The 23,223-nt window shown below is 71.1% G+C and carries 22 protein-coding genes; 11 read left to right on the plus strand and 11 right to left on the minus strand.

Annotation, left to right across the window (positions count from 1 at the left end):
* Positions 1 to 23 precede the first annotated feature (23 nt).
* The gene (locus OWR29_RS14120; RefSeq protein ID WP_498371631.1) at positions 24 to 2,573 is read left to right on the plus strand and encodes a helix-turn-helix transcriptional regulator; all 2,550 of its coding nucleotides are present in this window, start codon (positions 24 to 26) and stop codon (positions 2,571 to 2,573) included.
* On the opposite strand, the gene OWR29_RS14125 is transcribed toward OWR29_RS14120, so the two are convergent.
* Together OWR29_RS14125 and OWR29_RS14130 are read right to left on the minus strand one after the other, a co-directional pair.
* On the minus strand, positions 2,545 to 2,997 hold the full coding sequence (locus OWR29_RS14125) for a lamin tail domain-containing protein (RefSeq protein WP_267563208.1): 453 nt from the start codon (positions 2,995 to 2,997) through the stop codon (positions 2,545 to 2,547). The genes OWR29_RS14120 and OWR29_RS14125 overlap by 29 nt on opposite strands.
* 810 nt (positions 2,998 to 3,807) lie before the next feature.
* Complete coding sequence (locus OWR29_RS14130; RefSeq protein WP_267563209.1) at positions 3,808 to 4,611, minus strand: PrsW family intramembrane metalloprotease; 804 nt, start codon at positions 4,609 to 4,611, stop codon at positions 3,808 to 3,810.
* Between the two features lie 228 nt (positions 4,612 to 4,839).
* Between OWR29_RS14130 and OWR29_RS14135 the strand changes: the two genes are divergently transcribed.
* Complete coding sequence (locus OWR29_RS14135) at positions 4,840 to 6,120, plus strand: PucR family transcriptional regulator (protein ID WP_267563210.1); 1,281 nt, start codon at positions 4,840 to 4,842, stop codon at positions 6,118 to 6,120.
* On the opposite strand, the gene OWR29_RS14140 is transcribed toward OWR29_RS14135, so the two are convergent.
* Entirely contained in the window at positions 6,117 to 6,947 is an 831-nt protein-coding gene (locus OWR29_RS14140) for an alpha/beta hydrolase (protein ID WP_267563211.1), read from the minus strand. The two genes, OWR29_RS14135 and OWR29_RS14140, sit on opposite strands and share 4 nt — an antisense overlap.
* A 154-nt stretch (positions 6,948 to 7,101) precedes the next feature.
* Here OWR29_RS14140 and OWR29_RS14145 point away from each other — a divergent pair, with 154 nt between their 5' ends.
* The 5 genes from OWR29_RS14145 (at position 7,102) to OWR29_RS14165 (ending at position 13,264) form a co-directional block, all read left to right on the plus strand.
* On the plus strand, positions 7,102 to 8,109 hold the full coding sequence (locus tag OWR29_RS14145; RefSeq protein ID WP_267563212.1) for a LacI family DNA-binding transcriptional regulator: 1,008 nt from the start codon (positions 7,102 to 7,104) through the stop codon (positions 8,107 to 8,109).
* Positions 8,110 to 8,230: 121 nt separating this feature from the next.
* Complete coding sequence (locus OWR29_RS14150) at positions 8,231 to 9,559, plus strand: extracellular solute-binding protein (RefSeq protein ID WP_267563274.1); 1,329 nt, start codon at positions 8,231 to 8,233, stop codon at positions 9,557 to 9,559.
* Positions 9,556 to 10,443: a carbohydrate ABC transporter permease gene (locus tag OWR29_RS14155; RefSeq protein WP_267563213.1), complete on the plus strand. Its 888-nt coding sequence runs from the start codon at positions 9,556 to 9,558 to the stop codon at positions 10,441 to 10,443. Before OWR29_RS14150 ends, OWR29_RS14155 begins: the two co-directional genes overlap by 4 nt.
* 1 nt (position 10,444) lies before the next feature.
* Positions 10,445 to 11,272, plus strand: coding sequence for a carbohydrate ABC transporter permease (locus OWR29_RS14160; protein ID WP_267563214.1), 828 nt, complete (start codon positions 10,445 to 10,447; stop codon positions 11,270 to 11,272).
* Positions 11,273 to 11,299: 27 nt separating this feature from the next.
* On the plus strand, positions 11,300 to 13,264 hold the full coding sequence (locus OWR29_RS14165) for a right-handed parallel beta-helix repeat-containing protein (protein WP_267563215.1): 1,965 nt from the start codon (positions 11,300 to 11,302) through the stop codon (positions 13,262 to 13,264).
* A gap of 4 nt (positions 13,265 to 13,268) precedes the next feature.
* Here the strand turns inward: OWR29_RS14165 and OWR29_RS14170 are convergent, their stop codons facing one another.
* The gene (locus OWR29_RS14170) at positions 13,269 to 13,691 is read right to left on the minus strand and encodes an SRPBCC family protein (RefSeq protein WP_267563216.1); all 423 of its coding nucleotides are present in this window, start codon (positions 13,689 to 13,691) and stop codon (positions 13,269 to 13,271) included.
* Between the two features lie 131 nt (positions 13,692 to 13,822).
* Here OWR29_RS14170 and OWR29_RS14175 point away from each other — a divergent pair, with 131 nt between their 5' ends.
* Positions 13,823 to 14,242: a GNAT family N-acetyltransferase gene (locus OWR29_RS14175; protein WP_267563217.1), complete on the plus strand. Its 420-nt coding sequence runs from the start codon at positions 13,823 to 13,825 to the stop codon at positions 14,240 to 14,242.
* Here the strand turns inward: OWR29_RS14175 and OWR29_RS14180 are convergent.
* Both OWR29_RS14180 and OWR29_RS14185 read right to left on the minus strand, forming a co-directional pair.
* Complete coding sequence (locus tag OWR29_RS14180; protein WP_267563218.1) at positions 14,232 to 14,495, minus strand: STAS domain-containing protein; 264 nt, start codon at positions 14,493 to 14,495, stop codon at positions 14,232 to 14,234. The two genes, OWR29_RS14175 and OWR29_RS14180, sit on opposite strands and share 11 nt — an antisense overlap.
* Before the next feature lie 30 nt (positions 14,496 to 14,525).
* Positions 14,526 to 15,158, minus strand: coding sequence for a TetR/AcrR family transcriptional regulator (locus OWR29_RS14185; protein ID WP_267563219.1), 633 nt, complete (start codon positions 15,156 to 15,158; stop codon positions 14,526 to 14,528).
* 64 nt (positions 15,159 to 15,222) lie between these two features.
* Between OWR29_RS14185 and OWR29_RS14190 the strand changes: the two genes are divergently transcribed.
* Positions 15,223 to 15,741 (plus strand): ester cyclase, encoded by a 519-nt coding sequence (locus OWR29_RS14190; RefSeq protein ID WP_267563220.1) that lies wholly within the window; start codon positions 15,223 to 15,225, stop codon positions 15,739 to 15,741.
* On the opposite strand, the gene OWR29_RS14195 is transcribed toward OWR29_RS14190, so the two are convergent.
* The 4 genes from OWR29_RS14195 to OWR29_RS14210 are packed head-to-tail and all read right to left on the minus strand — an operon-like array spanning position 15,725 to position 20,166.
* Positions 15,725 to 16,390: a CBS domain-containing protein gene (locus OWR29_RS14195; protein ID WP_267563221.1), complete on the minus strand. Its 666-nt coding sequence runs from the start codon at positions 16,388 to 16,390 to the stop codon at positions 15,725 to 15,727. The genes OWR29_RS14190 and OWR29_RS14195 overlap by 17 nt on opposite strands.
* A 59-nt stretch (positions 16,391 to 16,449) precedes the next feature.
* Complete coding sequence (locus OWR29_RS14200; protein WP_267563222.1) at positions 16,450 to 17,997, minus strand: Na+/H+ antiporter; 1,548 nt, start codon at positions 17,995 to 17,997, stop codon at positions 16,450 to 16,452.
* 4 nt (positions 17,998 to 18,001) lie between these two features.
* Positions 18,002 to 19,372 (minus strand): FAD-binding oxidoreductase, encoded by a 1,371-nt coding sequence (locus OWR29_RS14205; protein WP_267563223.1) that lies wholly within the window; start codon positions 19,370 to 19,372, stop codon positions 18,002 to 18,004.
* A complete protein-coding gene (locus OWR29_RS14210) occupies positions 19,369 to 20,166 on the minus strand; it encodes an alpha/beta fold hydrolase (protein ID WP_267563224.1) in 798 nt (265 codons plus the stop codon). Before OWR29_RS14210 ends, OWR29_RS14205 begins: the two co-directional genes overlap by 4 nt.
* Positions 20,167 to 20,275: 109 nt before the next feature.
* Here OWR29_RS14210 and OWR29_RS14215 point away from each other — a divergent pair, with 109 nt between their 5' ends.
* Complete coding sequence (locus OWR29_RS14215) at positions 20,276 to 21,271, plus strand: alpha/beta hydrolase (protein ID WP_267563225.1); 996 nt, start codon at positions 20,276 to 20,278, stop codon at positions 21,269 to 21,271.
* 35 nt (positions 21,272 to 21,306) lie between these two features.
* Positions 21,307 to 22,281: a helix-turn-helix domain-containing protein gene (locus OWR29_RS14220; RefSeq protein ID WP_267563226.1), complete on the plus strand. Its 975-nt coding sequence runs from the start codon at positions 21,307 to 21,309 to the stop codon at positions 22,279 to 22,281.
* Between the two features lie 6 nt (positions 22,282 to 22,287).
* Here OWR29_RS14220 and OWR29_RS14225 read toward each other — a convergent pair whose 3' ends face one another.
* Positions 22,288 to 23,163 (minus strand): hypothetical protein, encoded by an 876-nt coding sequence (locus OWR29_RS14225; protein WP_267563227.1) that lies wholly within the window; start codon positions 23,161 to 23,163, stop codon positions 22,288 to 22,290.
* Positions 23,164 to 23,223 lie beyond the last annotated feature (60 nt).

Raw genomic sequence — 23,223 nt, forward strand, 5'->3', positions numbered from 1 at the left:
CCCTCAGCCGACCCAGACCCGCCGTGGCCTGCCCCACGTGCCGCCGCCCACGTCTTGACCAGCGACGTCACGGCCGATTGAGTCATTTGGCAGACGACACGCGAGCGGGGGTGACCTTCGTGGACTTCGGAGCCGCCCTGCTGGTCACCGGGGACCCCGGCGCGGGCAAGACCACGTACCTGAGGGCCCTGGCCGAACGCGCGGACGGCGCGCGGGTGTTGTGGGCGCACGGCGGCGCCGCCGACTACCAGGCGCTCGACCAGTTGCTGACGCCGCTGCACGACGAGTTGGGGCCGGACGACCCCCTGCGGATCGCGCTCGGCCTGGCCGGTGGCCCCGAGCCGGCGCTGATGCGGGTCTCGCACGCGACCGTCGCCCTGCTGCGCCACGCGGCGGAACGGCAGCCGCTGCTGGCGCTGATCGACGCGGGCGAAATCCTGGACGAGAAGAGCGCGCGGGTGCTGACGTTCGCCGCGCGCCGCCTGGCCGGCAGCCGGATCGCCATGATCTTCGCGGCGCGGGCCGGCTCGCCGCACGACCTGCTGCTGCGGGCCGGGCTGCCCGAGCACCGGATCGAGCCGCTCGACGCCGGGGCCGCGGCCCGGCTGATCAGGGAAAGGCACCCGGCGGTGGCCGGGCACGTGCTCGAGCGGATCGTGGCCGAGGCCGGCGGCAACCCGGGCGCCCTGCTCGAACACGCGGCCGCGCTCACCGCCGGGCAGCTGTCCGGGGCCGAGCCGGTGCCGTCGCCGCTGCCGGTGGGGGAGGGAGTCCGGGCCCGTACGGCCGCCCTCCTCGCCGGGTTCCCGGCGCCCACCCGTGAGGTGCTGCTGCTGGCCGCCCTGGACGAGACCGGCGACCTGACGGCCGTCCGGGCCGCGGCGGGCGGGGCCGACGTCCTGGCCGCGCTGGCGCCGGCCGTCGAGCGCGGCTACCTCCGGGTCGACGAGCGCGCCCGCATCCTGCGGTTCGGGCCGGTGCTGCCGCGGGCGGCGGTCGTCGGGCACGCGGCCGACCCGCAGACCCGGCGGGCCCACCGGGCGCTGGCCGCTGTGTGGGCGCACGACCCGGACCGGCACCTGCGGCACCTGGCCGCCGCCGGGGGCAGCACGAACGCCGAACGGGCGGCCCGGCTGCGGACCGCCGCCGAGTCCGCGATCCTGCGCGGCGGGACGGGGGCCGCGATCGAGTCCCTGACCCGGGCGGCCGAGCTGACCCCGGACGCCGGATTGCGGGCGCGGTGGACGCTCGAGGCAGCGTGCCTGCGGGCCGGCCTCGACGACGATCTCGCGGCGGCGCACCGGCAGCTGGTTGCGGCCATTGAGACGTACGGGAAAAAGCTGGACCCGGCCCTGGCCGGCGCGCTGCACACCTTGGCCGTCACCTGCTGGCTCTCGGGCGACCCGGCGCAGTGGCAAGCGTTCGAGCGCGTGACGGCCCGTTGTGATCCCGGCCCGCCGGTCGGCTTGCGGATAGTCGCCGCCGGCCTCGGCAACCCGGTGGCGCTGACCGCGGAGCTGCTGGACGAGATCGACGCGGCCGCCGCCCGGCTCGACGACGAAGATCCGGTCACTATTACGCGTACGGCGTTGGCCTGCATTTATGCCGACCGGCTGGCCGCCTGCCGGGTGCCGCTGGCGCGGGTGATCGACGGCGGCCCGGCGGCCCTCGCTTCGCCCGCGACCGTCCCGGCCGGATTCGACCGATGGCACTCCGGGCAGTGGGACGAACTGCTCGACCTGACCGCGTCCGGAACAGCCGGGCGCGACCGAGCCGTCCTCGGCTCCCTACGGGCGCTGGTGGCGGTGGCCCGGGGCGACGCGGCGCCGGCCGAGCTTCCCGGGACGGCCGTCGGCGAACAGTTCGCCAACCAGGTGTGGGCGCTGGCGGCGATCGGGGCCGGGGATCACGCCGAGGCCTACCGGCAGGCGGCCGCGATCAGTCGGGCCGGCACGCTCGCGCCGTACACGCCGCACGCCCTGTGGGTGCTGTTCGAACTGGTCGAAGGGGCACTCGGCGCGGGCCTGCGCAAGGAGGCGGAAGCCCACGTCGAGGCGATGCGACGGGCGGGGCTGGCGGCTGTCTCGCCACGGCTCGCTCTGGTGGTGGGCGGCTGCGCGGCCATGGTGTCGGACGACCCGGACGCGTACGCGGCGGCGGTGGCCGTGCCCGAGGCCGAAAGGTGGCCGTTCGACCTGGGCCGGGTCCACTTGGCGTACGGGCGGCACCTGCGCCGCCACCGCCGGTCCGCAGCCGCGCGGGCCCAGCTCGCCTCGGCCCTCGAGATCTTCGAACGGCTGGGCGCCCGCCCGTGGATCCGGCAGGCCGCCGGCGAACTACGCGCCGAGGGCGGCGCCTCCGGCCTCCTAGCCGAAGGCGCCCTCTCGCCGCAGGAACGGCGGATAGCGGAACTGGCCGCGGCCGGTCTGACCAACAAACAGATCGCGGCTGAGACGGGATTGTCGTCCCGCACGGTCGGCAACCATCTCTACCGCGTCTTCCCGAAACTGGGCATCACGTCACGAGCGGCATTGCGGGACGCGCTCAGCAGTTGGTGGCGACGCCCTTCTTGAACTTGCACGAGTTGATCGTCTTGCCGGTGGCGCTGCGCAAAGTAGCGGTGTCGCCGGTGTTGTTCCAGATGTAGTTGCCGGAACCCCAGTACCGGTCGGTGGCGGCCGGCTTGCCGTTGGTGCCCTTACCGGTGTGCACCGTCACCGACTTGCCGGGGTTCAACACGTACGGGCCGAAGGTGTAAACGTGATTGGCGGCGTCGCGGACCGTGAAACCCTTGAGCTGAATGGCCTTCTTGGTGCTGTTGGACAGCCGGAACCATTCCGCGTTCAGACTGGCGTTGCTGCGAGTGTCCTTGCCCGGCGAGTCGTAGTAGATCCGGCTGAAATAGACCGGAGCCTCAGCCGCCAAAGCCGGCGTGGCCACAGCAACACTCAGGAGCGAGGCCGCGATAGAGGCCCCAACCAGAAACTTCTTCTTCACCGCGTCTGCCTTCCACATAGAACGGAGCCAGATGATGCTGCACCACTTAACGGCGTTTCCCGGCAAAGGCAGTTCGGCCGACCGGTCAATCCCTGGAACCGATCAGCCGCCGTAAATCAGCGCGCGGTGGTCTGCGGGGGCCGTTACGGTCGCCCGGTGTTCGTTCGGTGGTCGGTTCTTCGTCGGAGGCGTCGGCTTGGTGGGTGGGGCTTTCTTGCGCTGGGACGGCCCTTATCTCGCTGTCGCGTCGTGGTCGGCGCTTCTCTGGTTGCATGGGGTCGCCTCGTAGACCCGTGCGGGTGGGCGGTCTGGCTGCCGCGCTGGGGACGAAGCTGGGCGGCTCTCTCACCCGGGCGGACCTGGGTGGTGGGTTGCGCGTTCGCACCGTGCCGCTTGCGGTCGTGTCTCTCACGGAGACACGCCTGAACTGGGCCGTCTTGGCAGCGGGCTTCGCCCTTACACCGTGTCGGTTGCGGACGGAATGACCTACCTCCGGTCCATGCCGGCCCATCCTCCGGTGGCGCCCTCTCATAGCCTGCCGTTGAACGGCTCATGCGCCGGGCCGGGCTGCGCGGTGTCGTGTGTGGCGAGACACGGGGGAACTCGATCGCTGACCAGCGGTGGCCCGGGCCAAAATGCGTTCCGTCGCCTATGACTAAGCCGCGGCGCCCGATACCGGTCCAAGGCGATCGCGGACGCCTGCGCCTCGGCCGGAGTCTGCCAGTCGATGAGCAAGGTCGGTGGCTCGGCCGACAACGCCCTGGCCGGCCGCATGAACTCGTGTCCGAGATCCGCGGTCGGGGCCGCATGTCAGGCTGCCGTCGGGGTGGGCGGATTGGCCAGAGTGGGGGAGAGGGCCTGGTCGCGGGTGGACAGGCGGTGGGCGGTCAGGGTCAGCAGGGCCAGGCTGAGGGCGCCGATGATGATGTAGGCCGGGATGGTGGCGAAAGAGTCCCAGGAGGCGTGCAGGGCGACCGCCACGGCGAAGGTGGCTGCGAACGTGGCCAAGCCGGGTAGGGACCAGCGGCGGTTGGCGGCGGCCCACAGGGCGGTTGCGGTCAGGCCGGTCCAGGCCATGTGGGCGGCCGGGCTGAGGACGCCGCGCAGCAGGAGCAGGCCGTCCACGGCGTGCAGGTTGCCCTGGCTCTGCACCAACGCGACAAAGGCGTAGCCCATGGTTTCCAGGGCGGCGAAGCCGGCGCCGCAGGCCACGCCGACCAGCAGGCCGTCGGCCGGGCGGCGGTGGCGGGTGAACAGCAGCACGGCCAGCGGCGCGATCAGTTTGGCCGACTCCTCGATCAGGCCGACCGCCACCATCGGCAGCGTGCCCAGCTCGTGCAGGGTGTCGAACTCGAGCGTGCCGGCCGCGGTGATGCCGATCAGGCCGCCGACGAAGGCGATCAGCGCCACCGTGCCGCCGTCGACCGAGAAGGTGAGCCGGCGGCCGCGAATGAAGGTGACGAACACCGCCGGCACCAGGGCCGCGCCCAGCAGCAGCGACGCCGGCACGAGGTTGGGGTTCTGGGTGTGTACGAGCGTGCGGCGCAGGATCTCGAACAGGGCGCCGCCCGCCACCAGGACCAGAAGCCAGGTTCCTCTCGGTGGCTGTCGCATGGGGGTTCCTCCGGTCAGGTGAGGGGACGGTCTTTCCAGTACAGGAAGCCGGGACGGCCGAGCCAAGGTGGAACACGGCCACCGGGCGCCGGCGAACGGTGGGTACCCGGACGCCGACAGCGCCGAGCCGTTTCGTATCCCGCGTCTCAGGTGACGCGCGTCATGTGCGGCCGGGGATACTGCATCTGAGCGATGTCCGGGGCTTGGGCGGTGCCGCAGATTGAGGCCATGAACGCTTTCCCCGAGGTGCCCGACGAGGTTCTGCGGCGTGTCCGCCAGGCCGCCGCCGATCTGGAGACCGGCCTGGACCGGCTGGCCGGGCGCGACACCGGATTGGCCGTACGACTGGAAGTCCTCGATCGAACCGGGTCCATGATGGACACGCTGTTCGAGCTGACCGTGGCGCCCGAGCCGCCGCTGCCCGCCGCCGTGGCCGAGGCCCTGGCCGCCGGTCTGGGCGGGGTGGCGGCGCTGCTCGACCCGGGCGGCCGACTGATCGCCGCGCATCCGGCCGGTCCGGTGGCCGCCGCGCCCGAGCTGGTGCAGCAGGCGGCGGCCGATCCGGGCCACGTGATCGCCGAGGCCGGCGTTTCCTTCCGGTACGCGGTGTCGGTGGCGACCGTGGCCCGGTCCGAGGGCACTGTGCTGCTCGTCCGCCGTACCCCGCTCACCGACGACGAAGTGGCCGCGCTGCGCCGGGCCGCGCACGTCCTGGCTGCGCTCCGCATCCGGCAGAACGCTTTGCTTCAGGCGTACGAGGAAATGCGCACCGACCTGCTGACCGAGCTGCTCGCCGCGAGCCGCCCGCTGTCCCGGCCGGTGCGGGTGCTGGCCGAGGCCCGCCGGTTCCCGCTCGACCGGCAGTGCGTGGTGGTGGCGATCGACGGCGACGCCGCGCTGGGCCGGGTCGTGGCCGACGCCGCGGCGCTGCTGGGCGGGGTGGGCGGCCGGCACGACGAGGTGCCGGTGGCCGTCCTGCCCGGCGACGACCCGCAGGCGGTGGTCGAGGCGCTGGCGGCCCGGATGCGCCGGGTCACCGGCCGGACCGCGCGGATGTGCGCCTCCGACCTGGCCGACCCGGCCCGGGGCACGCTGCCGGCGGCGTTCGAGGCGGCCCGGCACGGCCTGGCCCTGCTGCGCGCGGCCGGCTCGGACCACCGCTGCGCCACCACTCGCGAGCTCGCCCTGTACCGCCCGCTGTTCGACCCGGAGCGCTCGGGCGACGTGCGTGACCTGCTCGACGGCGCGTTGCGGCCGCTGCTCGACTACGAACGGGAGCACCGCATCGACCTCGTGCAGACGGTTCACGTCTTCCTGGCCACCGGCGGCAACGCCAGCCAGGCGGCGCGTCGCCTGTTCATCCACCCCAACACCATGACCAAGCGCCTGGACCGGGTGGCCCGGCTGCTCGGCGACGGCTGGCAGGACGGGGTCGCCGGCCTGCGCCTGCGCCTCGCCCTGCACCTGCGGTCCCTGGGAGCTTCCGACGCGTACGCCGAGGCCGGTTAACGGACCGACCGGATGGCCTTGACCAGGACGTCCGTGACGGGTTGCGGGTTCGACACGAGGGTCAGGTGCGACCCGCCATTGTAGACGGTGACCTCTGACTTGGCCCGCTTGGCCATCGCCAGTTCCGACGCGGGCGTGATGATCTGGTCGCCGCTGCTGATGAAGTACCAGGACGGGATGGTCTTCCACCCGGCGTACTTGGACGGCGTGCCGAACGCCTCGGTCGAGGCGCCCCGCTGCGACGCCCACAGCAGACGGGCCTGCTCGCGGGGCAGCGAGTTGCCGAAGTGGTTGACGAAGATTTTCTCTTTGAGGTAAAGCTCCTGCTGGCCGGCCGGGGCGCCCGGGTACGTGGTGGTGTCGAACAGTTGCGCGGCCGGCAGCTGGTTGAGGATGGAGTCGGCGCCGCTGAGCGACCCGTTCGTCTCACCGACGGCCGGCGCGGCGGCATCCACGTACACGAGGGCCTTGACGTTCTTGACCTGGGCCGACGCGTTGGTGATGACGGAACCGCCGTACGAGTGACCGGCCAGCACGACCGGCCCCTTGACCGACTTCAGGAAGTCGGCCACGTACTGCGAGTCGGTGGTCAGGTTCTCGACCGGGTTGGCGATGGCCCGCACCTTGCAGCCGGCCCGCTGCAGCCGGCTGACCTCGCCGCTCCAGCTGGACGTGTCGGCCCAGGCGCCGTGCACGAGAACGACGGTGACCTTGGCTCCGTCTCCGCGGCAGGCGTTGAGCCGTCCGGCGGCGGCCTCCGAAACTCCCGGCAGAGCGAGGGCGGCGACAGCGACCGTGCTGACGCCGGCGATCAGAAGTTTTCTCATGGGCCAAGTAGAGGACCGCGCGGCCTCCGCGGGGATGTGCACAGCCGCCACCGTTGCGGCCCGGGCGGTGGCGGATCACGACGACTTGAACAACCTCTGGACTTAACGCGGCCGAAATGTTGCGATACTGCTTTCGGCCGAGCGGAGGCACCGGGTGGAGAGAGCTCAGCGCGCGACACTGGCCGCGGTCGCCCGGGAGGCCGGGGTCTCGGTGCCCACGGTCTCCAAGGTGGTCAACGGGCGTACGGACGTGGCCCCGGAGACCCGGGCGAGGATCGAGTCGTTGCTCGTACGGCACGGCTATGTCGCCCGCGGCGCCGGCGGGGTTCAGCCCGCGGCGCGCACGGTCGACCTGGTCTTCGACGCCATGCAGACGCCCAACAACCTTGACATCATGCACGGCGCGCTCGAGGCCGCGGCGGCCGAGGACGTGGACGTCGTCGTGGGCACCCTGCCCGACGACCAGCTCGGCGCGTCGTGGGCCCGGCGGATGGCCGCCGCCCGCCGCGAGGGGCTGATCCTGGTCACCTCGGACATCAACCTGCAGCAGGCCCGGCACTTCGCCGAGCAGCACATCCCGGTGGTCACGATCGACCCGGTCAACCTGCCCAACCCGGACGTGCCCAGCGTCGGCGCCACCAACTTCAACGGCGGCATGGCGGCCACCACCCACCTGCTCGAGCTGGGCCACCGCCGGATCGGGTTCATCGAGGGACCGCCGGGCGCCATGGTCGCGATCGCCCGCCTGCACGGCTATCACGCCGCTCTGGCCCAGCGCGGCTTGACCAGCGAGCCCGAGCTGATGATGGCCGGCCCGTTCGAGTTCGACACCGGCTTCACGGCCGCCCTGGAGCTGCTGGGGCGCAGCCCGCGCCCGACCGCCCTGTTCGCCTCGAACGACAGCCAGGCCCTGGGCGCGATCGAGGCCGCCCGCACGCTGGGCCTGCGCGTGCCCGAGGACGTCAGCATCGTCGGGTTCGACGACATCTCGGCCGCCCAGTGGTCGGCGCCGCCGCTGACCACCGTCCGGCAGCCGTTCGCCGAGATGGGCCGGGTCGCCATGCGCAACCTGCTGCGCCTGGTCGCGGGGGAGGAGCTGGCGTCGCCCCGGATCGAGCTGGCCACCCGGTTGATCATCCGGAAGTCGACGGCCGCGGTCTGATTTTTCCGGAACGGCCTTCGAAAGTTTTCGAACCCTTGACATGACCTTTTCGCAATCTTACGTTAACGCCAGCTCGCCCTCGGCTTCCCGCCTCCCGGCTTCGAGTACGGAGTTCAACGTGATGAATCGGCGTAATTTCCTCGGTCTTGGTGTGGGCGCCGGCGCGGCCGCCGCGCTCGCGGCCTGCGGCAGTTCGGGCCCCAGCGGCGGCAGCAGCAGCGGCGGAAGTTCCGGTGGCGGGGGCGCGGCCTCCTACTGGTCGCTGAGCGGCCCGCCCGGCGAGCCCGTCCGCCAGGCCGCGATCGACCGGTTCAACAAGGCCAACCCGGACAGCAAGATCACCCCCACCTTCTTCCAGAACGACGCGTACAAGCAGAAGATCAAGACCTCGCTCGGCGCCAACCAGGGCCCGACGATGATCTGGGGCTGGGGCGGCGGCGGCCTCAAGGAGTACGTCGACTCGAACCTGGTGGAAGACCTGACCGGCTGGCTGGGCGAGAACGCCGCGGTGAAGGACAAGATCCTCGCCTCGTCGTTCGGCGCCGCCACGGTCAACGGCAAGATCTACGCGCTGCCGGTCGAGACGGTCCAGCCGATCGTGCTGTTCTACAACAAGAAGGTCTTCGAGAAGGTCGGCGTGCAGCCCCCGCAGTCGTGGGGCGAGATCATGGCGCTGGTGCCGAAGTTCAATGCGGCCAAGATCGCTCCGTTCTCGCTCGGCGGTCAGTCGCGCTGGACGAACATGATGTGGCTCGAGTTCCTGCTCGACCGCACGGCCGGTTCCGAGGTGTTCGACCGGGTGTTCGCGGGTGAGAAGGACGCCTGGAGCGACCCGGCCGTGCTGGACATGCTGACCAAGATCCAGGATCTGGTGAAGGCCAACGGGTTCCAGAAGGGCTTCTCGTCGACCACGGCCGACTCGAACGCCGACCAGGCGCTGCTCTACACGGGCAAGGCCGCGATGATGCTGCACGGTTCGTGGTCGTACGGCATCCAGGTCTCCAACGGCGGCAACTTCGTCAAGGACGGCGGGCTGGGCTGGATGAACTTCCCGGCCGTCGAGGGCGGCAAGGGCGACCCGTCGAACACCGTGGGCAACCCGGGTCAGTACCTCTCGATCTCGTCCAAGGCGACCGCCGAGGCCAAGGACGTCGCCAAGAAGTTCTTCTCGACCACTCTGGTCGACGACGACGAGAAGGCGGGCTGGGTCAAGTCGGGTGGCGTCCCGGTGCTCAAGAACAGCGAAAGCCTCTTCACCGGTGGCGACGCGCAGTTCCTGAAGGACATGGCCGGCATCGCCAACGGCGCGAAGGTGTTCGCGCAGTCGTGGGACCAGGCGCTGAGCCCGACCGCGGCCGAGACGCTGCTGGACAACATCGCCAAGCTGTTCCAGTTGCAGGTCAGCCCGCAGCAGTGGGTGGACAGCATGAACGGGGTCATCGGGAAGTGACCGCCGCGGCCCAGCGGGTGCGGGGTGGCAACGTCGCGTGGATGGCCCTGCCCGCGTTCCTCATGTTCCTCGCCTTCGGCGTCGTGCCGCTGCTGGGCGTCCTGGCCCTCAGCTTCACGACGTGGAACGGCATCGGCGAGATCGTCCCGTCCGGGACGACCAGCTGGCGCGCGACACTGAGCGATCCCGGTCTGCCCCACGCCCTCTGGGTCACGTTCCTCATCATGGCGCTGTCGTGGGCGGTGCAGACGCCGATGTCGATCCTGATCGGCGTCTTCATCGCCGGCCGCAAGCGCTACCGCGAGTTCCTGGCGGTGCTGTTCTTCATCCCGCTGCTGCTGAGTTCGGCCGCGATCGCCATCACGTACAAGTCGCTGCTCGACCCCAGCTTCGGCCTGGGCAGCGGCCTGGGCATCGACGCGCTCAACCAGGACTGGCTCGGCAACGCCACCCTGGCCATGGCGACGCTGATCTTCATCGTGTCCTGGCAGTTCATCCCGTTCCACTCGCTGATCTACCAGGGCGCCGTACGGCAGATTCCCACTTCCATGTACGAGGCCGCGCAGATCGACGGGGCCGGTCGGTGGAAACAGTTCTGGAGCATCACGCTGCCCCAGCTGAAGTACACGATCATCACGTCGTCCACGCTGATGGTGGTCGGGTCGCTGACCTTCTTCGACCTGATCTACGTGCTCACCGCCGGCGGCCCCGGCGACGCCACCCGCGCCCTGGCCCTGCTCATGTACCAGCAGGGCTTCCAGGCCAACCTGATGGGCCCGGCCAGCGCCATCGCCGTCATCCTGGTCCTGGTCGGACTCGTGCTCTCGCTGGTGCTGCGGCGCCTCGGCGGCCGGGCCGACGAGAGCCAGCTGGAAGGGGCCTGACATGGCGCGCCTGCTCCGGTTCAACTGGCTCGGCGGCACGTTCGCCTGGGTGTGGCTGCTGGTCGTGATGATCCCGCTCTACTGGATCGTCATCACCAGCTTCAAGACCCAGGCCAACTACTTCGTCACGAACCCTCTCGCGCCGCCGACCGACCTGACGTTCGAGAACTACAAGACGGTCATCGACAACGACTTCGTCCGGTACTTCCTCAACAGCGTCGTGGTCACCGTCGGGGCGGTCATCCCGGCCACAGTCATCAGCTTCATGGCTGCGTACGCCATCGTCCGCGGCGCCGGCAGCCGGCTGCTCAAGGCCGTCAACGGCTTGTTCCTGCTCGGCCTGGCCATCCCGCTGCAGGCGGTGATCATTCCGGTCTACCTGATCATCATCCGGCTCAAGATGTACGACACACTGGGCGCGATCATCCTGCCGTCGATCGCCTTCGCCATCCCGCTCTCGGTGCTGGTGCTGTCGAACTTCATCCGCGACGTGCCCAAGGAACTGTTCGAGTCGATGCGGATGGACGGCGCCAGCGAGTGGGGCACGTTGTGGCGCCTCGCCTTCCCGCTGACCCGGCCCGCCCTGGTCACCGTGGTCATCTACAACGGACTGGGCATCTGGAACGGGTTCCTGCTGCCGCTGGTGCTCACCCAGAGCCCCGACCAGCGCACCATCCCGCTCGCACTGGCCAGCTTCCAGGGCCAGTTCGGCGTCAACATCCCCGCGATCGCCGCCTCGGTCGTGCTCACCACCGTCCCCATCGTCCTGCTGTACGCCATCGGCCGCCGCCAGCTGCTCAGCGGCCTCACCGCCGGCTTCGGCAAGTAACTCCGGCTCTCAGAAAGGGCTTTCTCGATGACGTTCGAGTACCACGTGGCCACCAGCGGGTCCGACACCGCTTCCGGATCGGCCGACCAGCCGTTCCGGACGATCAACCACGCGGCCGCCGTCGCGCAGGCCGGCGACACCGTGACCGTGCACGGCGGCGAGTACCGCGAGTGGGTCAAGCCCCGCCGCGGCGGCCTCAGCGACACGCGCCGCATCACCTACCGCGCGGCGCCGGGCGAGCACGTCGTCATCAAGGGCTCCGAGCGGATCACCGGCTGGGAGAACGACGGCGGCACGGTGTGGAAGGTGACCGTTCCCAACACGGTGTTCGGCGATTTCAACCCGTACGCCGAGGAGGTGGCGGGGGACTGGATCGTGTACGGCGAGAAGGCGCCCCGAAGGCACCTGGGTGATGTCTACCTCGACGGGCTGAGCTTCTATGAAGTGGGCAGCCGGGCCGAGGTTGACGCGCCGACACGTCGTACGGAAATTCTCGACAATTGGACCACGACCACCGACACCGTTCGCAATCCCGAGCAGACGCTGTACGTGTGGTTCGCGTCGGTCGCCGAGGACGCGACGACCATCTGGGCCAATTTCCAGGACGCCGACCCCAACTCGGCGCTGGTCGAGATCAACGTGCGCCGCTCGGTCTTCTACCCGGTCGCGCCGCACCTCGACTACATCACCGTGCGCGGTTTCGAATTGGCGCAGGCGGCCACCCCGTGGACACCGCCGACGGCCGACCAGCCCGGGCTCATCGGGCCCAACTGGTCGAAGGGCTGGATCATCGAGGACAACGTCATCCACGACGCCAAGACCTCGGCCATCAGCATCGGCAAAGAGGCCTCGACCGGCCACAACTACTCGACCGAGCGCGGCGACAAGCCCGGCTATCAGTACCAGCTGGAATCGGTGTTCTCGGCCCGGCAGATCGGCTGGGACAAGGAGCACATCGGCTCGCACGTCATTCGCCGCAACACCATTTTCGACTGCGGCCAGAACGGCATCGTCGGGCACCTCGGCTGTGTGTTCTCGACCATCGAGGACAACCACATCTACAACATCGCGCTCAAGCGGGAGTTCTACGGCTACGAGATCGGCGGCATCAAACTGCACGCCGCCATCGACGTCGAGATCCGGCACAACCGCATTCACGACTGCTCGCTCGGCCTGTGGCTCGACTGGCAGACGCAGGGCACGCGCATCAGCCGCAATGTGTTCTATCACAACAGCCGCGACGCCTTCATCGAAGTGAGCCACGGCCCGTACCTGGTCGAGCACAACGTCTTCGCCTCGCCGGCCGCCATCGAACTGTTCAGCCAGGGCGGCGCGTTCGTGAACAACCTGATCGCGGGCACGGTGCGCGTCGAGGCCGTCATGGACAGGGCGACCCCGTACCACCGCCCGCACAGCACGCAGGTCGCCGGTTACGCGTACATCCGGGCCGGCGACGACCGCTGGTTCGGCAACCTGTTCGTCGGGGGAGACGCTTCCCGCGCGTACGGGTCGGAGGCCGAAGGGTCGGAGCCGGCGTTCAGCGGCACGTCGGCCTACAACGGCTACCCCGTCTCGTTCGACGACTACCGCGCCCGCATCGAGTCCCAGCCGCCGGGCGACCACCAGCGTTACCTGACGGTGCAGCAGCCGGTGTGGACCCGGGCCAACGTGTACGCGGCCGGAGCCCAGCCCTTCGACGGCGAGAACGACCCGGTCGTCGTGCCCACCGGTTCGGTGACGGTGACCGACGAGGGCGACACCGTCCACCTGGTCACCACGCTGCCGGCCGAGTTCGACACCGTCCGTCTGGCCCCCGTCTCGGGCCTCGACCTGGAACGGGTCCGCTTCGCCGACGCCGAGTTCGAGGAGCGCGACGGCACCCCCGCCGTCCTCGACCGCGACCTGCTGGGCGCCCCCAAGCAGACGGGCGACTTCCCGGCCGGCCCGATCGCCACCCTCGCCTCCGGAGAGGCCACCACCCGCATCTGGTGACGCGTCAGAGGGCGCGGCCGCCCGTGGCCGCGCCCTCCAAGACGTCTCTGATCTCCACGATGCCGCGTTCGACACGTCCCCGAACGACGCCGGCGAGCTCGTGCGGCAGGACGTCGGTCGTCCACACGACGCGGCTCCGATCGCCCTCGTCGAACACCTGAAAAGCGGCGTGGTGATAGGTCAGCGGCAGCCGCTGGCCCCCGGTCACCGTGTACGCCATCCGCCGGATCGTGTGGTCGACAGCCAGAATGAGTTCCCGCACCTCGGCGCCGTCCGGCATCGTCAGGATGCGGACGTCCCCCTCGATCCGGGCGTCGGCCACCCGCCCCGGCAACAGCCGGCGGTGCACCGCACCCACGTCGGCGATGGCCTCCCACACTTGCGGCGCGGGGGAGTCGACCAGAACCTCGACACAGACAGTGGCCACGTCGACATTGGACCACGGATCGGGTGGCCGTCGCCGACCGCGCCGCCCGCCCTCACGCGCCAGTTCGGGGACGAGTACACCGCCTATCGCCGGAACGTTCCGGGGTGGGTGCCCCGAATTAGGCTGAGGCGATGATCGTACGGGCGGTGGGGCCTTCGGAATTGGCCGCTGTGCTGAAGTTCTGGTCGGTGGCGGCCGAGAACAGCAGCCGGCCGGCGGACACGGCGGCCGCGGTCGAGGCGTTGGTGGCGCGCGATCCCTCCGCCTTGATCGTCGCGGTGGACGACGGGGAGATCGTCGGCACGGTGATTGCGGGATGGGACGGGTGGCGCTGCCACATCTACCGGCTGGCGGTGGCGCCGGACCGGCGGCGGGCCGGCATCGGCAGCCGGTTGATCGCCGCGGCCGAGGAACGGTTCCGGGCTCTGGGCGCCATCCGGGTCGACGCGATGGTGCTCGACGGGAACGACGGTGCGCACGGCGCCTGGGCCGCGCACGGCTACCGCCAGCAGGGCGACTGGTCGCGCTGGGTGAAGCCGCTCAAGCCTTGACGTAGTCGACGCCGACCAGGGTCAACAGGCGGCGCAGGTGCCGCGACGGCTGTTCCAGGCGCACCGGCTGTCCCTGTCTTCGCCGCAGATCGGCCGTTCGGGCCAGCGCGCGGAGGCCGGCGCCGTCGATGAAGACGAGCTCACTGAGGTTGATCGTGAGGTCGCTCTCCGTGTGCATGGCACGCTCCAGCGCCTGCTCGAAACTGTCGCGGGTGGCCAGATCGATTTCTCCTCGTACGTGAAGTGTCGCCATGCAGCATCAGCGCGCGAGCCCGCTCCGCTGTTACAGCAGCGCGTCGATGAACATCCGGGCCAGCCATTTCTCGTACTCGTCGAGCGTCCAGCCACGGTCGGTGACCAGCAGTTCGTAGACCTCGGGGGCGATCAGCGTCCAGACGATGTCGGTGGCCTTGGCCGGGTCGAGGCCCGGGCGCAGGCCGCCGATGGCGACGAGCTGGCCGACGACGGAGCCGGCGCCGAAGGTGCGTTCCCGGTTGATGGTCTCGCGGAACTCGGCCAGCACGGGGTCGCCGCTGCGGGCGGCGGCGAGCAGTTTGGCCAGCAGCGGGCCGGTGCGTTCGCTGACCCCTCGTGCGGCGTACGCGTAACGGGTGAGCTTGTCCTGCGGGGTGGTCGCGGCGAGGACGGCCCGGATCTCGGGGCGGTCGATCATGGGGATGGGCTCGTCGTCGCCGGCCAGGGTGACGTCGTACACGTCCTTGATCAGGGCCGCCTTGGTGCCGAACGTCTTGTAGACCGTCTCGGCCGAGACGCCGGCCCGGGTGGCCACGTCGCGCATGGTGACCGCGATGGGGCCGCGTTCCACCAGCAGGTCGCGGGCCGCGTCGAGCACGCGCCGGCGGGTGAGCCGGGCCTGCTCGGTCCGGCGGGTGTTGTCGTATGCACGACGCGTCATTGATTACCGCCCACTGGTATCGAATACTTCTCCACTGTATCCGATATCGCTCCGTGGAGGAATCATGCGCACCATCGACACCGAGGCCTGCATCCGATCCATGACGATCATGGCGTCCGGCAACCTCGACGAGCTGGCCCAGGTCGTACACCCGCAAGCAACGAACCGCGAAGCGAAGGACGAGCCCCCGGCCTGCCGCGGCGAGGGCCCGGCCGCGTTCGCCGCCACCGCCCACTGGCTGCGGGAGGGGTTCGCCGACCTGGCCTTCGAAATCCACGACGTCGTCTCCGACGGCGACCTGGTAGCCGTGCACTGCACGATGTCCGGCCGCCAGACCGGCCCCTTCATCTCCTACAACGAGCGCGGCGAGGTCGCCCAGGCCATGCCACCGACGGGCCGCACGTTCGCGATCACGCAGACCCACTGGTTCCGCATGAGGGATGGCCTGGTCGCCGAGCATTGGGCCAACCGCGACGATTTCGGCATGGCCACCCAGCTGGGCTGGGTGCCCCCCACCCCAGCCTTCCTGTGGCGAATGTTCCGAGCCAAGCGCCAGGCCCTCCGGTCTACGCGACGGCGATGATGGCGCCCGGGCCGGTGAGGCCGCTGTCGTCGAAGTCGTAGGTCAGGGCGTTGACGATGTCGGCGACGCCGGGCACCTGGCGGGCCAGGTGTTCGGCCCGGTCGGCGGCGGACCAGCGGTCGACCCGGCCGGTCAGGGTGACCGTGCCGCGGTGAACCTCGGCGCCGACCGGTTCGAGGACCACCGAGAGGACGTCGCGGCGGATGTCGTCGTCGGGGCGAAGGTGGACCTTGAGCAGGTCGCCGCGGGTGACGATGCCGATCAGGCGGCCGGAGCCGTCGACCACGGGCAGCCGCTTCACTTTGTGGTCGTCGAGCGTACGGGCGGCCGCGGCGAGGGGCGTGCCGGCCGCCACCACGACCGGGGGCGTGCTCATCAGGTCGGCCGCCGTGCCCGCCGACGCCTTGGCGCGGCCGGTGCGGCGGCTGCGGCGTTCGAAGAGCCGCGGCTGGTCGTCGCCCGCGTACTGAATCTTGCGCAGCAGGTCCGTCTCGGAGACCACGCCGCTCACCCGGTGCTCCTCGTCCACCACCGGCACGGCGCTGAAGTGCCGCGCGATCAGCAGGTCGACCAGTTCTCGATAGGAGGCGGTCTCTCGCACGGACACGACCGCCTGGGTCATCACGTCGTCAACGGTCCAGGTCTTCATCTCGACCTCCTCGCCCTCGACGCTAGGCGGGCAGTGGTCCCGTCCGGCAGGGCCGAAGGTCACCGGTCGACGTGGTCGCCGAAGGTGTAGTGGCGTAGTTGGACCTCTTCGAAGTCGAGGCCGGTCAGGATCTGTTGCAGCACCTCGTCGTCGATCGTGCCCTCGTCGCGCAGGCGGACCACTGTGTCTCTTTTGTGGGCCAGGGCGGCCAGGCGCACGTCGCGGTCGGCTCTCAGGCCGGCGTCCGAGCCGTTGCCGCGGAGCAGGGCCAGGCGCTGCTGGAACTGGGCCCGGAGCTGGTCGGCCAGTTCCTCCCGGTCGGCCAGGGCGGGCAGGGCGTCGATGGCCTCCTCGACCGCCGTGATCTCGGCCAGGCGGCGTTCCTTCTCGGCGCTGCCGTCGTCGGTGAGGCCGGACCAGCGGACGATCCGCGGCATCAGCGGCGCCTGGACCAGCAGCGTCACCGCGATCACGCCGGCCGTGACGAAGACGATCAGGTCGCGGTCCTCGAGCGAGTGCGGCACGGCCAGCGCGGCCGCCAGCGACACTGCGCCCCGGAAACCGGCCGCGGCCATGACCGTACGGCCGCGGGCCCCGACCCGCCTCGATCGTTGCACCTCGCGCCGGTCGAGCAGGCGGATCACGTACGGGCTGGTGAACATCCAGGCGAAGCGGACCCCGATGACCGCGGCCGAGACGGCGACCACCGCCACCAGCGCCTGCGTGAGGTCCACAGTGTCCAGTTCGCGGACGGCCGACTGCACCTCGAGCCCGACGAGCACGAACAGCGCCGCGTTGGCCAGGGCCGTCAGGAACCCCATGACGGTGCCGACGTACTGCCGGGACTCGGCCGAGAACAGGCGCGGCGACACCCGGCTGACCCACAGGCCGCTGACCACCACGGCCAGCACGCCCGAGGCCTCGACCTCCTCGGCGATCAGGTACGCGGCCAGGGGTGTGGCCAGCGCGATGATGTTGTGCTGGAACGGGTCGTCGAGCCGCTTGCGGGCCTGGACGGCGAGGAAGGCCACCGCCGCGCCGATCACCACGCCACCCAGGTACGCCAGCACGAACATGCCCGAGACGTTGGCCAGCCCGACGTGGTCCTCGCCGACCGTGACGCCGACCGCCAGCGCGTAGATGACCAGCGCCGTGCCGTCGTTGACCAGGCTCTCGGCCCGCAGCGTGGTGGCGAACCGGCGCGGCAGCGAGCGGCCCAGCACCCCGACCGCGGTGGCGTCGGTCGGCGCCACGGCCGCGCCCAGCACCCAGGCCGGCCCCCACGGCAGGCCCAGCGCATGGGCCGCCACCGCCGCGACCGCCGCCGTCGCGGCCACCAGCACGGTGCTCAGCAGCACGATGACCCGCAGGTTGGAGCGGATCTCGCGCAGCGACGACGTGAAGCTTTCCCAGTAGAGCAGCACGGGCAGGAAGACCAGCAGCACCGCCTCGGGTGGCAGGTGGGCCGCCCGCAGCGCCGGCAGGAAACCGAGCAGCACGCCGGCCAGCAGCAGCAGCGCGGGTGGCGCTAGGCGGAACCGGCGGGCCAGGCTCGTGCAGACCAGGACGGCCAGGCCGACCGAGACCGCGAGCAGCAGACTGAGCACGGGCTCATCCGATCACTTTGCCGGGGTTGAAGAGGTTCAACGGATCCAGAGTCTGCTTGATCGCGACCTGCATGGCCAGCACGCCCGGGTCCAGCTCCTGCCGCATGCCGGCCCGCTTGAGCAGCCCGACGCCGTGCTCGCCGGTCACCGTGCCGCCCATGCCGATGGCCGCGCTCAGCATGTCCTCGAAGGCCGACTGGGCCGCTCGGCGCGCTCCCTCGTCGCCGGCCGGGGCCAGGATCAGCGGGTGCAGGTTGCCGTCGCCGGCGTGCGCGATGGTGGCGATCGTCGTGCCGTGACGTCCGGCGATCTCTTCGATGGCCGAGAGCATTTCCGGTACGCGGGACCGGGGCACACAGACGTCCTCGGTGAGCACGGGTCCGAGCCGTTCCAGGGCCGGGTACGCGAGCCGCCGCGCCGCGAACAACGCCTCGGCCTCGATCTCGTCGGTCGACTGCTCGGCCCACAGCGCGCCCGCCGCCCGGAACACCTCGGCCACCGCGCTCGCCTCCTCGTCGCCGGCTGCGCCGGGCATGTCGAGCTGGGCGAGCAGCAGCGCGGCGGCGTCCGCCTCCAGGCCCAAGTGCTTCCAGTCCTCGACTGCCTGCAGGCACGTACGGTCGAGAAGTTCCAGCGCGGCCGGCAGCAGCCCGGCCCGGGTGAGCGCGGCCACCGCCTCGCCCGCCGCGACCACACTGGCGAAGGCCCCGACGACCGTACGCGGAGCCTCGCGCCGAGCCGGCCGGAGCCGCAGGGTGACCTCGGTGACGACGCCGAACGTGCCCTCCGACCCGGTGAACAGGCCGGCCAGGTCGTAGCCGCTGACCCCCTTGGTCGTGCGCCGCCCGAGCCGCACCACCGTGCCGTACTGCCCGGCCGGCCCGCCGACCACGGCCTCCAGCCCCAGCACGTAGTCGCGCGTCACGCCGTACTTGAGGCAGCACAGCCCGCCCGCGTTGGTCGAGACGTTGCCGCCGATCGTCGACCAGGGCGCGCTGGCCGGGTCGGGCGGATACCAGAGCCCGTGCTCGGCCACGGCCGCCTTGAGGTCGTTGTTGATGACGCCCGGCTGCACAGTGGCGGTCAGGTTCTCGGCGTCGATCTCGAGGATCCGGTTCATCTTCGACAGGTCGAGGATCATCGCGCCCTCGACCGCGTTGGCCCCGCCGGACAGGCCGGTGCCGGCGCCGCGGGGAACGATCGGAATGTTGCGCTCGGCGCAGGCGGCCACAATTCGCCGTACGTCATCAGTGGTTCTCGGCCGCACCGCGGCGACCGCCCGGCCGTAGGGCGCCCATTCCGCGTCGTCGTGGCTCAGGCTTTCCAGCACGTCCGGGTCGTCGACGACGTCGAGCCCCTCGAGCAGCTCTTTCACCTCAGGAACTCCAGGATCGCCTCGTTGGTGCGTTCGGGCTGGTCGAGGTTGGCCGCGTGCCCGCAGTCGTCCAGCGTCACCACGGTGGCCAGCTTGTTGGTCGCGGCGGCGGCCTCGGCGTGCTCGGCCGGCCAGAGCTGGCTCTCGCGTCCGGCCAGGAACAGGCTGGGCACCTCGACGCGGGCGATCACGTCGCGCCAGTCCTGCTCGGCGTGGTTCTGCAGCAAGACCCTTCGTTCCGGCGTACGCGGATCGGCGAACACCGGCATGCGGCCCAGAGCCTCGGCGACGCGCTGGACGCCGGTCAGCCGGTCGCCTTGCCGCCCGCGCCCGGTCTCGGGGATGCCGTTGTCGAAGAACGTGCCCACGTTCTGCCGGGTCAGGCCGTAGAAGCCGTGCGTCCAGTCGCCGTCGTTGACCATCCTGGGCGTCTGGTCGACGGTGACGATCCGGCTCAGCCGCTCGGCGCCGAACAGGTCGTAGTAGGCCCAGACCGTGCTCGCGCCCATCGACCCGCCGATCAGCGTCACGTCCTCGAGCTCGAGCGCGCTCAGCAGTTCTTGCAGGTCGCGGCCGTGGCGCGACAACCTTTGCCCGTACGGCGGTGACTCCGACGCGCCATGCGACCGGCGGTCGAAGCCGATGACCCGGAAGCCCGCGGCGGCCAGCGCCGCCCGCTGCAACTCCCAGCTCTCCAGCGGCGCGCAGAACCCGGCGATCAGCACGACCGGCGCCCCGGCGCCCTCGTCGGCGTAGTTCAGGCGGACCCCGTCGCTACTGGTGATCGTCGGCATACCGCGACCCTACGCCGCCGGATGGCGGGCAGATTCCGCCGGTTGGCGCTGTGCCCGCGGTGGTCCGGATCACAGAATGAGGAAACCTTCTCGTAACAAAGGGGTTCCCATGACGAGCGTTCTGCCCGAGACCAGCGGCACCGTCGGCCCGCCTCCGCCCTTCGACCCCGAGCTGGCTGCGGCCCTCGACGTCATCGGCGCCCAGCTGCCGTCGGCCATCACGGCCGAGATGATCCCGGCCATGCGCACCGGCGGCGTGATGGCCGACCTCAGCGACGAGGAGCTGTCCCGCGGCGGCGCGTTCACCGTGGCCCGCCACCTCGCGCCCGGCCCGGCCGGCGATCCCGAGGTCGAACTGCTCGTGCTCACCCCGACCGGCCACACCACCCCGCTGCCGGCGATCTATCACACGCACGGCGGCGGCATGGTGGTCGGCAACAACCGCAGCGGCGTCGACGCGCTGCAGGACTGGGTGACCGAGGTGCCCGCGGTGATCGTGTCGGTCGAGTACCGGCTCGCCCCCGAGCACCCGGACCCGGCGCCGGTCGAGGACTGCTACGCCGGCCTCGTCTGGACCGCCGAGCACGCGGCCGAGCTGGGCATCGACGCCGAGCGGATCGTCATCGCGGGCGCCAGCGCGGGCGGCGGGCTGGCCGCCGGGGTGGCGCTGCTGGCCCGTGACCGGAGCGGCCCGGCGTTGTTCGGCCAGATGCTGCTGTGCCCGATGATCGACGACCGCAACGACACCCCGTCGGCGGTCCAGATGGCCGGGCGCGGCGTCTGGGACCGGACGGCCAACGACACCGGGTGGACGGCGCTGCTGGGCGCGGCCCGGGGTGGACCGGATGTTTCCCCGTACGCCGCACCGGCCCGAGCCACCGACCTGGCGAACCTGCCGCCGGCGTTCATCGACGTCGGCTCGGCCGAGACGTTCCGCGACGAGGACGTGGCCTACGCGAGCCGCCTCTGGCAGGCCGGCGGCCGGGCCGAGCTGCACGTGTGGCCGGGCGGCTTCCACGGTTTCGACATGATGGCCCCGCAGGCCGCCGTGTCGCAGGAGGCGCGGGCGGCCCGGGTGCGCTGGCTCAAGAGGCTGCTCGGCTGAGCCGCGATCGGCTCGGGGCGAGGGAGGATGGAGCGGTGAAGGACCTCGCCGTCCGCCTGGCCGCGCTCGACCCCGACGCGGGCGCCGCACTGAGCGTCATCGCGTACTTCGACCGCCTGATCGAGGCCCGGGCCGGGCTGCAGACGATCGTGCGCGGGGCGGCCGTCCTGGCCGGCTGTCCCGCCCGGCTGGTCGACGACACCCGCCGCGTCCAGGTGCGCGTCCAGCCCGACGGCTCCACGGCCCCCGCCGCCGGCCTGGATCCGGCGTGGATGTCGGCCGCGGTGGGGGAGGCGACTCTCTGGCTCGAGAAGCCGGGGCCGCCCGGTCCGGTCGAGGCGATGGTGCTCGAGCGGGCGGCCGCCGCGGCCAAGGGAGTGCTCGACCGCACCCGCGGCCACCCGCCGCAGGCCGACCCGGCCCTGATCGAGCTGGTCGTCGACGCCGAGGCGGACGAACCCGCACGTCTGCAGGCGGCCGCCCGGCTCGGTTACAAGGCCACCGATCGCGTACGGGCCATCGCGCTCGAGGACGGCTCGGCCGCGCTGCACCCCGAATCGGCCGAGCCACCCCTGGACCGAGCCGGCGTCGGCCCGGCCGGCCCGGTGGCCGCCCTGCCCGAGTCGTGGGCCGCCGCCCGGGTCGCGTTGCGTTTCACCGCCGAGGGCACCGAGCAAGATCCGGGCCGCCGCGTCGTGCACGCCGACGAGCTGGGCGGTCTTGTGTTGCTGGCCGCTGCGGTCGGCCCCGGCACCGAGCCCGTGCCCGACGTACGGGCCCTGGACCGCGCGACAGCGCCCTGGATGCTCACCACCCTGGACGCGGTGGCCGAGACGGCCAGCCTGCGCGCCGCCGCCACCGCCCTGCGCGTGCACCACTCCACGTTGCAGGACAGGCTGGCTCACACGATTCCGGTGCTCGGCTGGGACGTCCGCGAGCCGCGCGGCCGCCTGCGCCTGCAGCTGGCCCTGGCCCTGCGCCGGCTGCACCGCTCCCGGCCGCCGGCCTGATCAGCCTCAGCGGGCCTTCTCGGCGGCGTTCGCGAGCTGCGTCTCGAGGTACAGCTTGATCGCGGCCAGCTCGGTCTTCTGCTGCGCCGCCACCCGGTTCTGGTAGGCGGTCTCCACGGCCAGCATCACGCCGGGCACCCGGGTCTCGGTCTTGCAGGCCACGTCGGCGGTGGCCGCCTTGATCTCGGCCGGACCGGCCTGGGCGGTCTGCCAGCGCTGGTCGCCGGCCGCGGTGTACGGGTCGGGATAGCTGTAGCCCCTGGCCTTCATGCACTTGTTCCACTCGGCGAACACGCGGGTGACCCGGCTGTCGGCCTTCGCCTGCTTGTACGTGTCGAGCTGCATCCGCTCGGCCAGGCCGGGATCGGCCTCGGGCGCACCCCGGGAGAGTTCCCGGACGGCTTCCCCGGCGCAGCCGCCGGCCGGAACCGGTTGCCCGCGGAAAGTCTGTTCGCCCCGGCCCGCCCACACATTCATCGCGTCGGCGGTCGGCTTTTTCTGATCGACCGGGGGCGGCGCCGTTTCGGGCGCATGGTAGCCGATGGTCGCCGCTTTCTTCGCCTCGATGACCGAATACCGACGCGCGTTCCTGGGCGTTCCGTCGACCGGGGCCCGCCGATTCACGGGCCACGCGAGGCCGAATCGGGTCAGGCAATCCCGGCCGATTGTGGTCACCGCCGCGTTCAGCTTTGCCTGTTGTTCACCGGTCAGCAGATAAACGTCGAGCGGCAGGACGATATCGGCGCCGGAGGTGACCGCGGGAATGGCCCCGATCGGCGGTTCTCCCGATTGCGCCACGGCCGGCCCGGTAGTACAAGCGCCGATGGTGGCGGCGGTCGCGGCGAGACCGAGAGGAATGAGAACACGCTTTGCGCTGATCATTGCGGCGGCTCCTCTGCTCGGAGCAGCCCGGCCCGCGGAGGCAGGCCGGGCTGCGGTTAT

It is taken from the genome of Paractinoplanes pyxinae (assembly GCF_026626335.1).
GTDB classification, from domain to species: domain Bacteria; phylum Actinomycetota; class Actinomycetes; order Mycobacteriales; family Micromonosporaceae; genus Actinoplanes; species Actinoplanes pyxinae.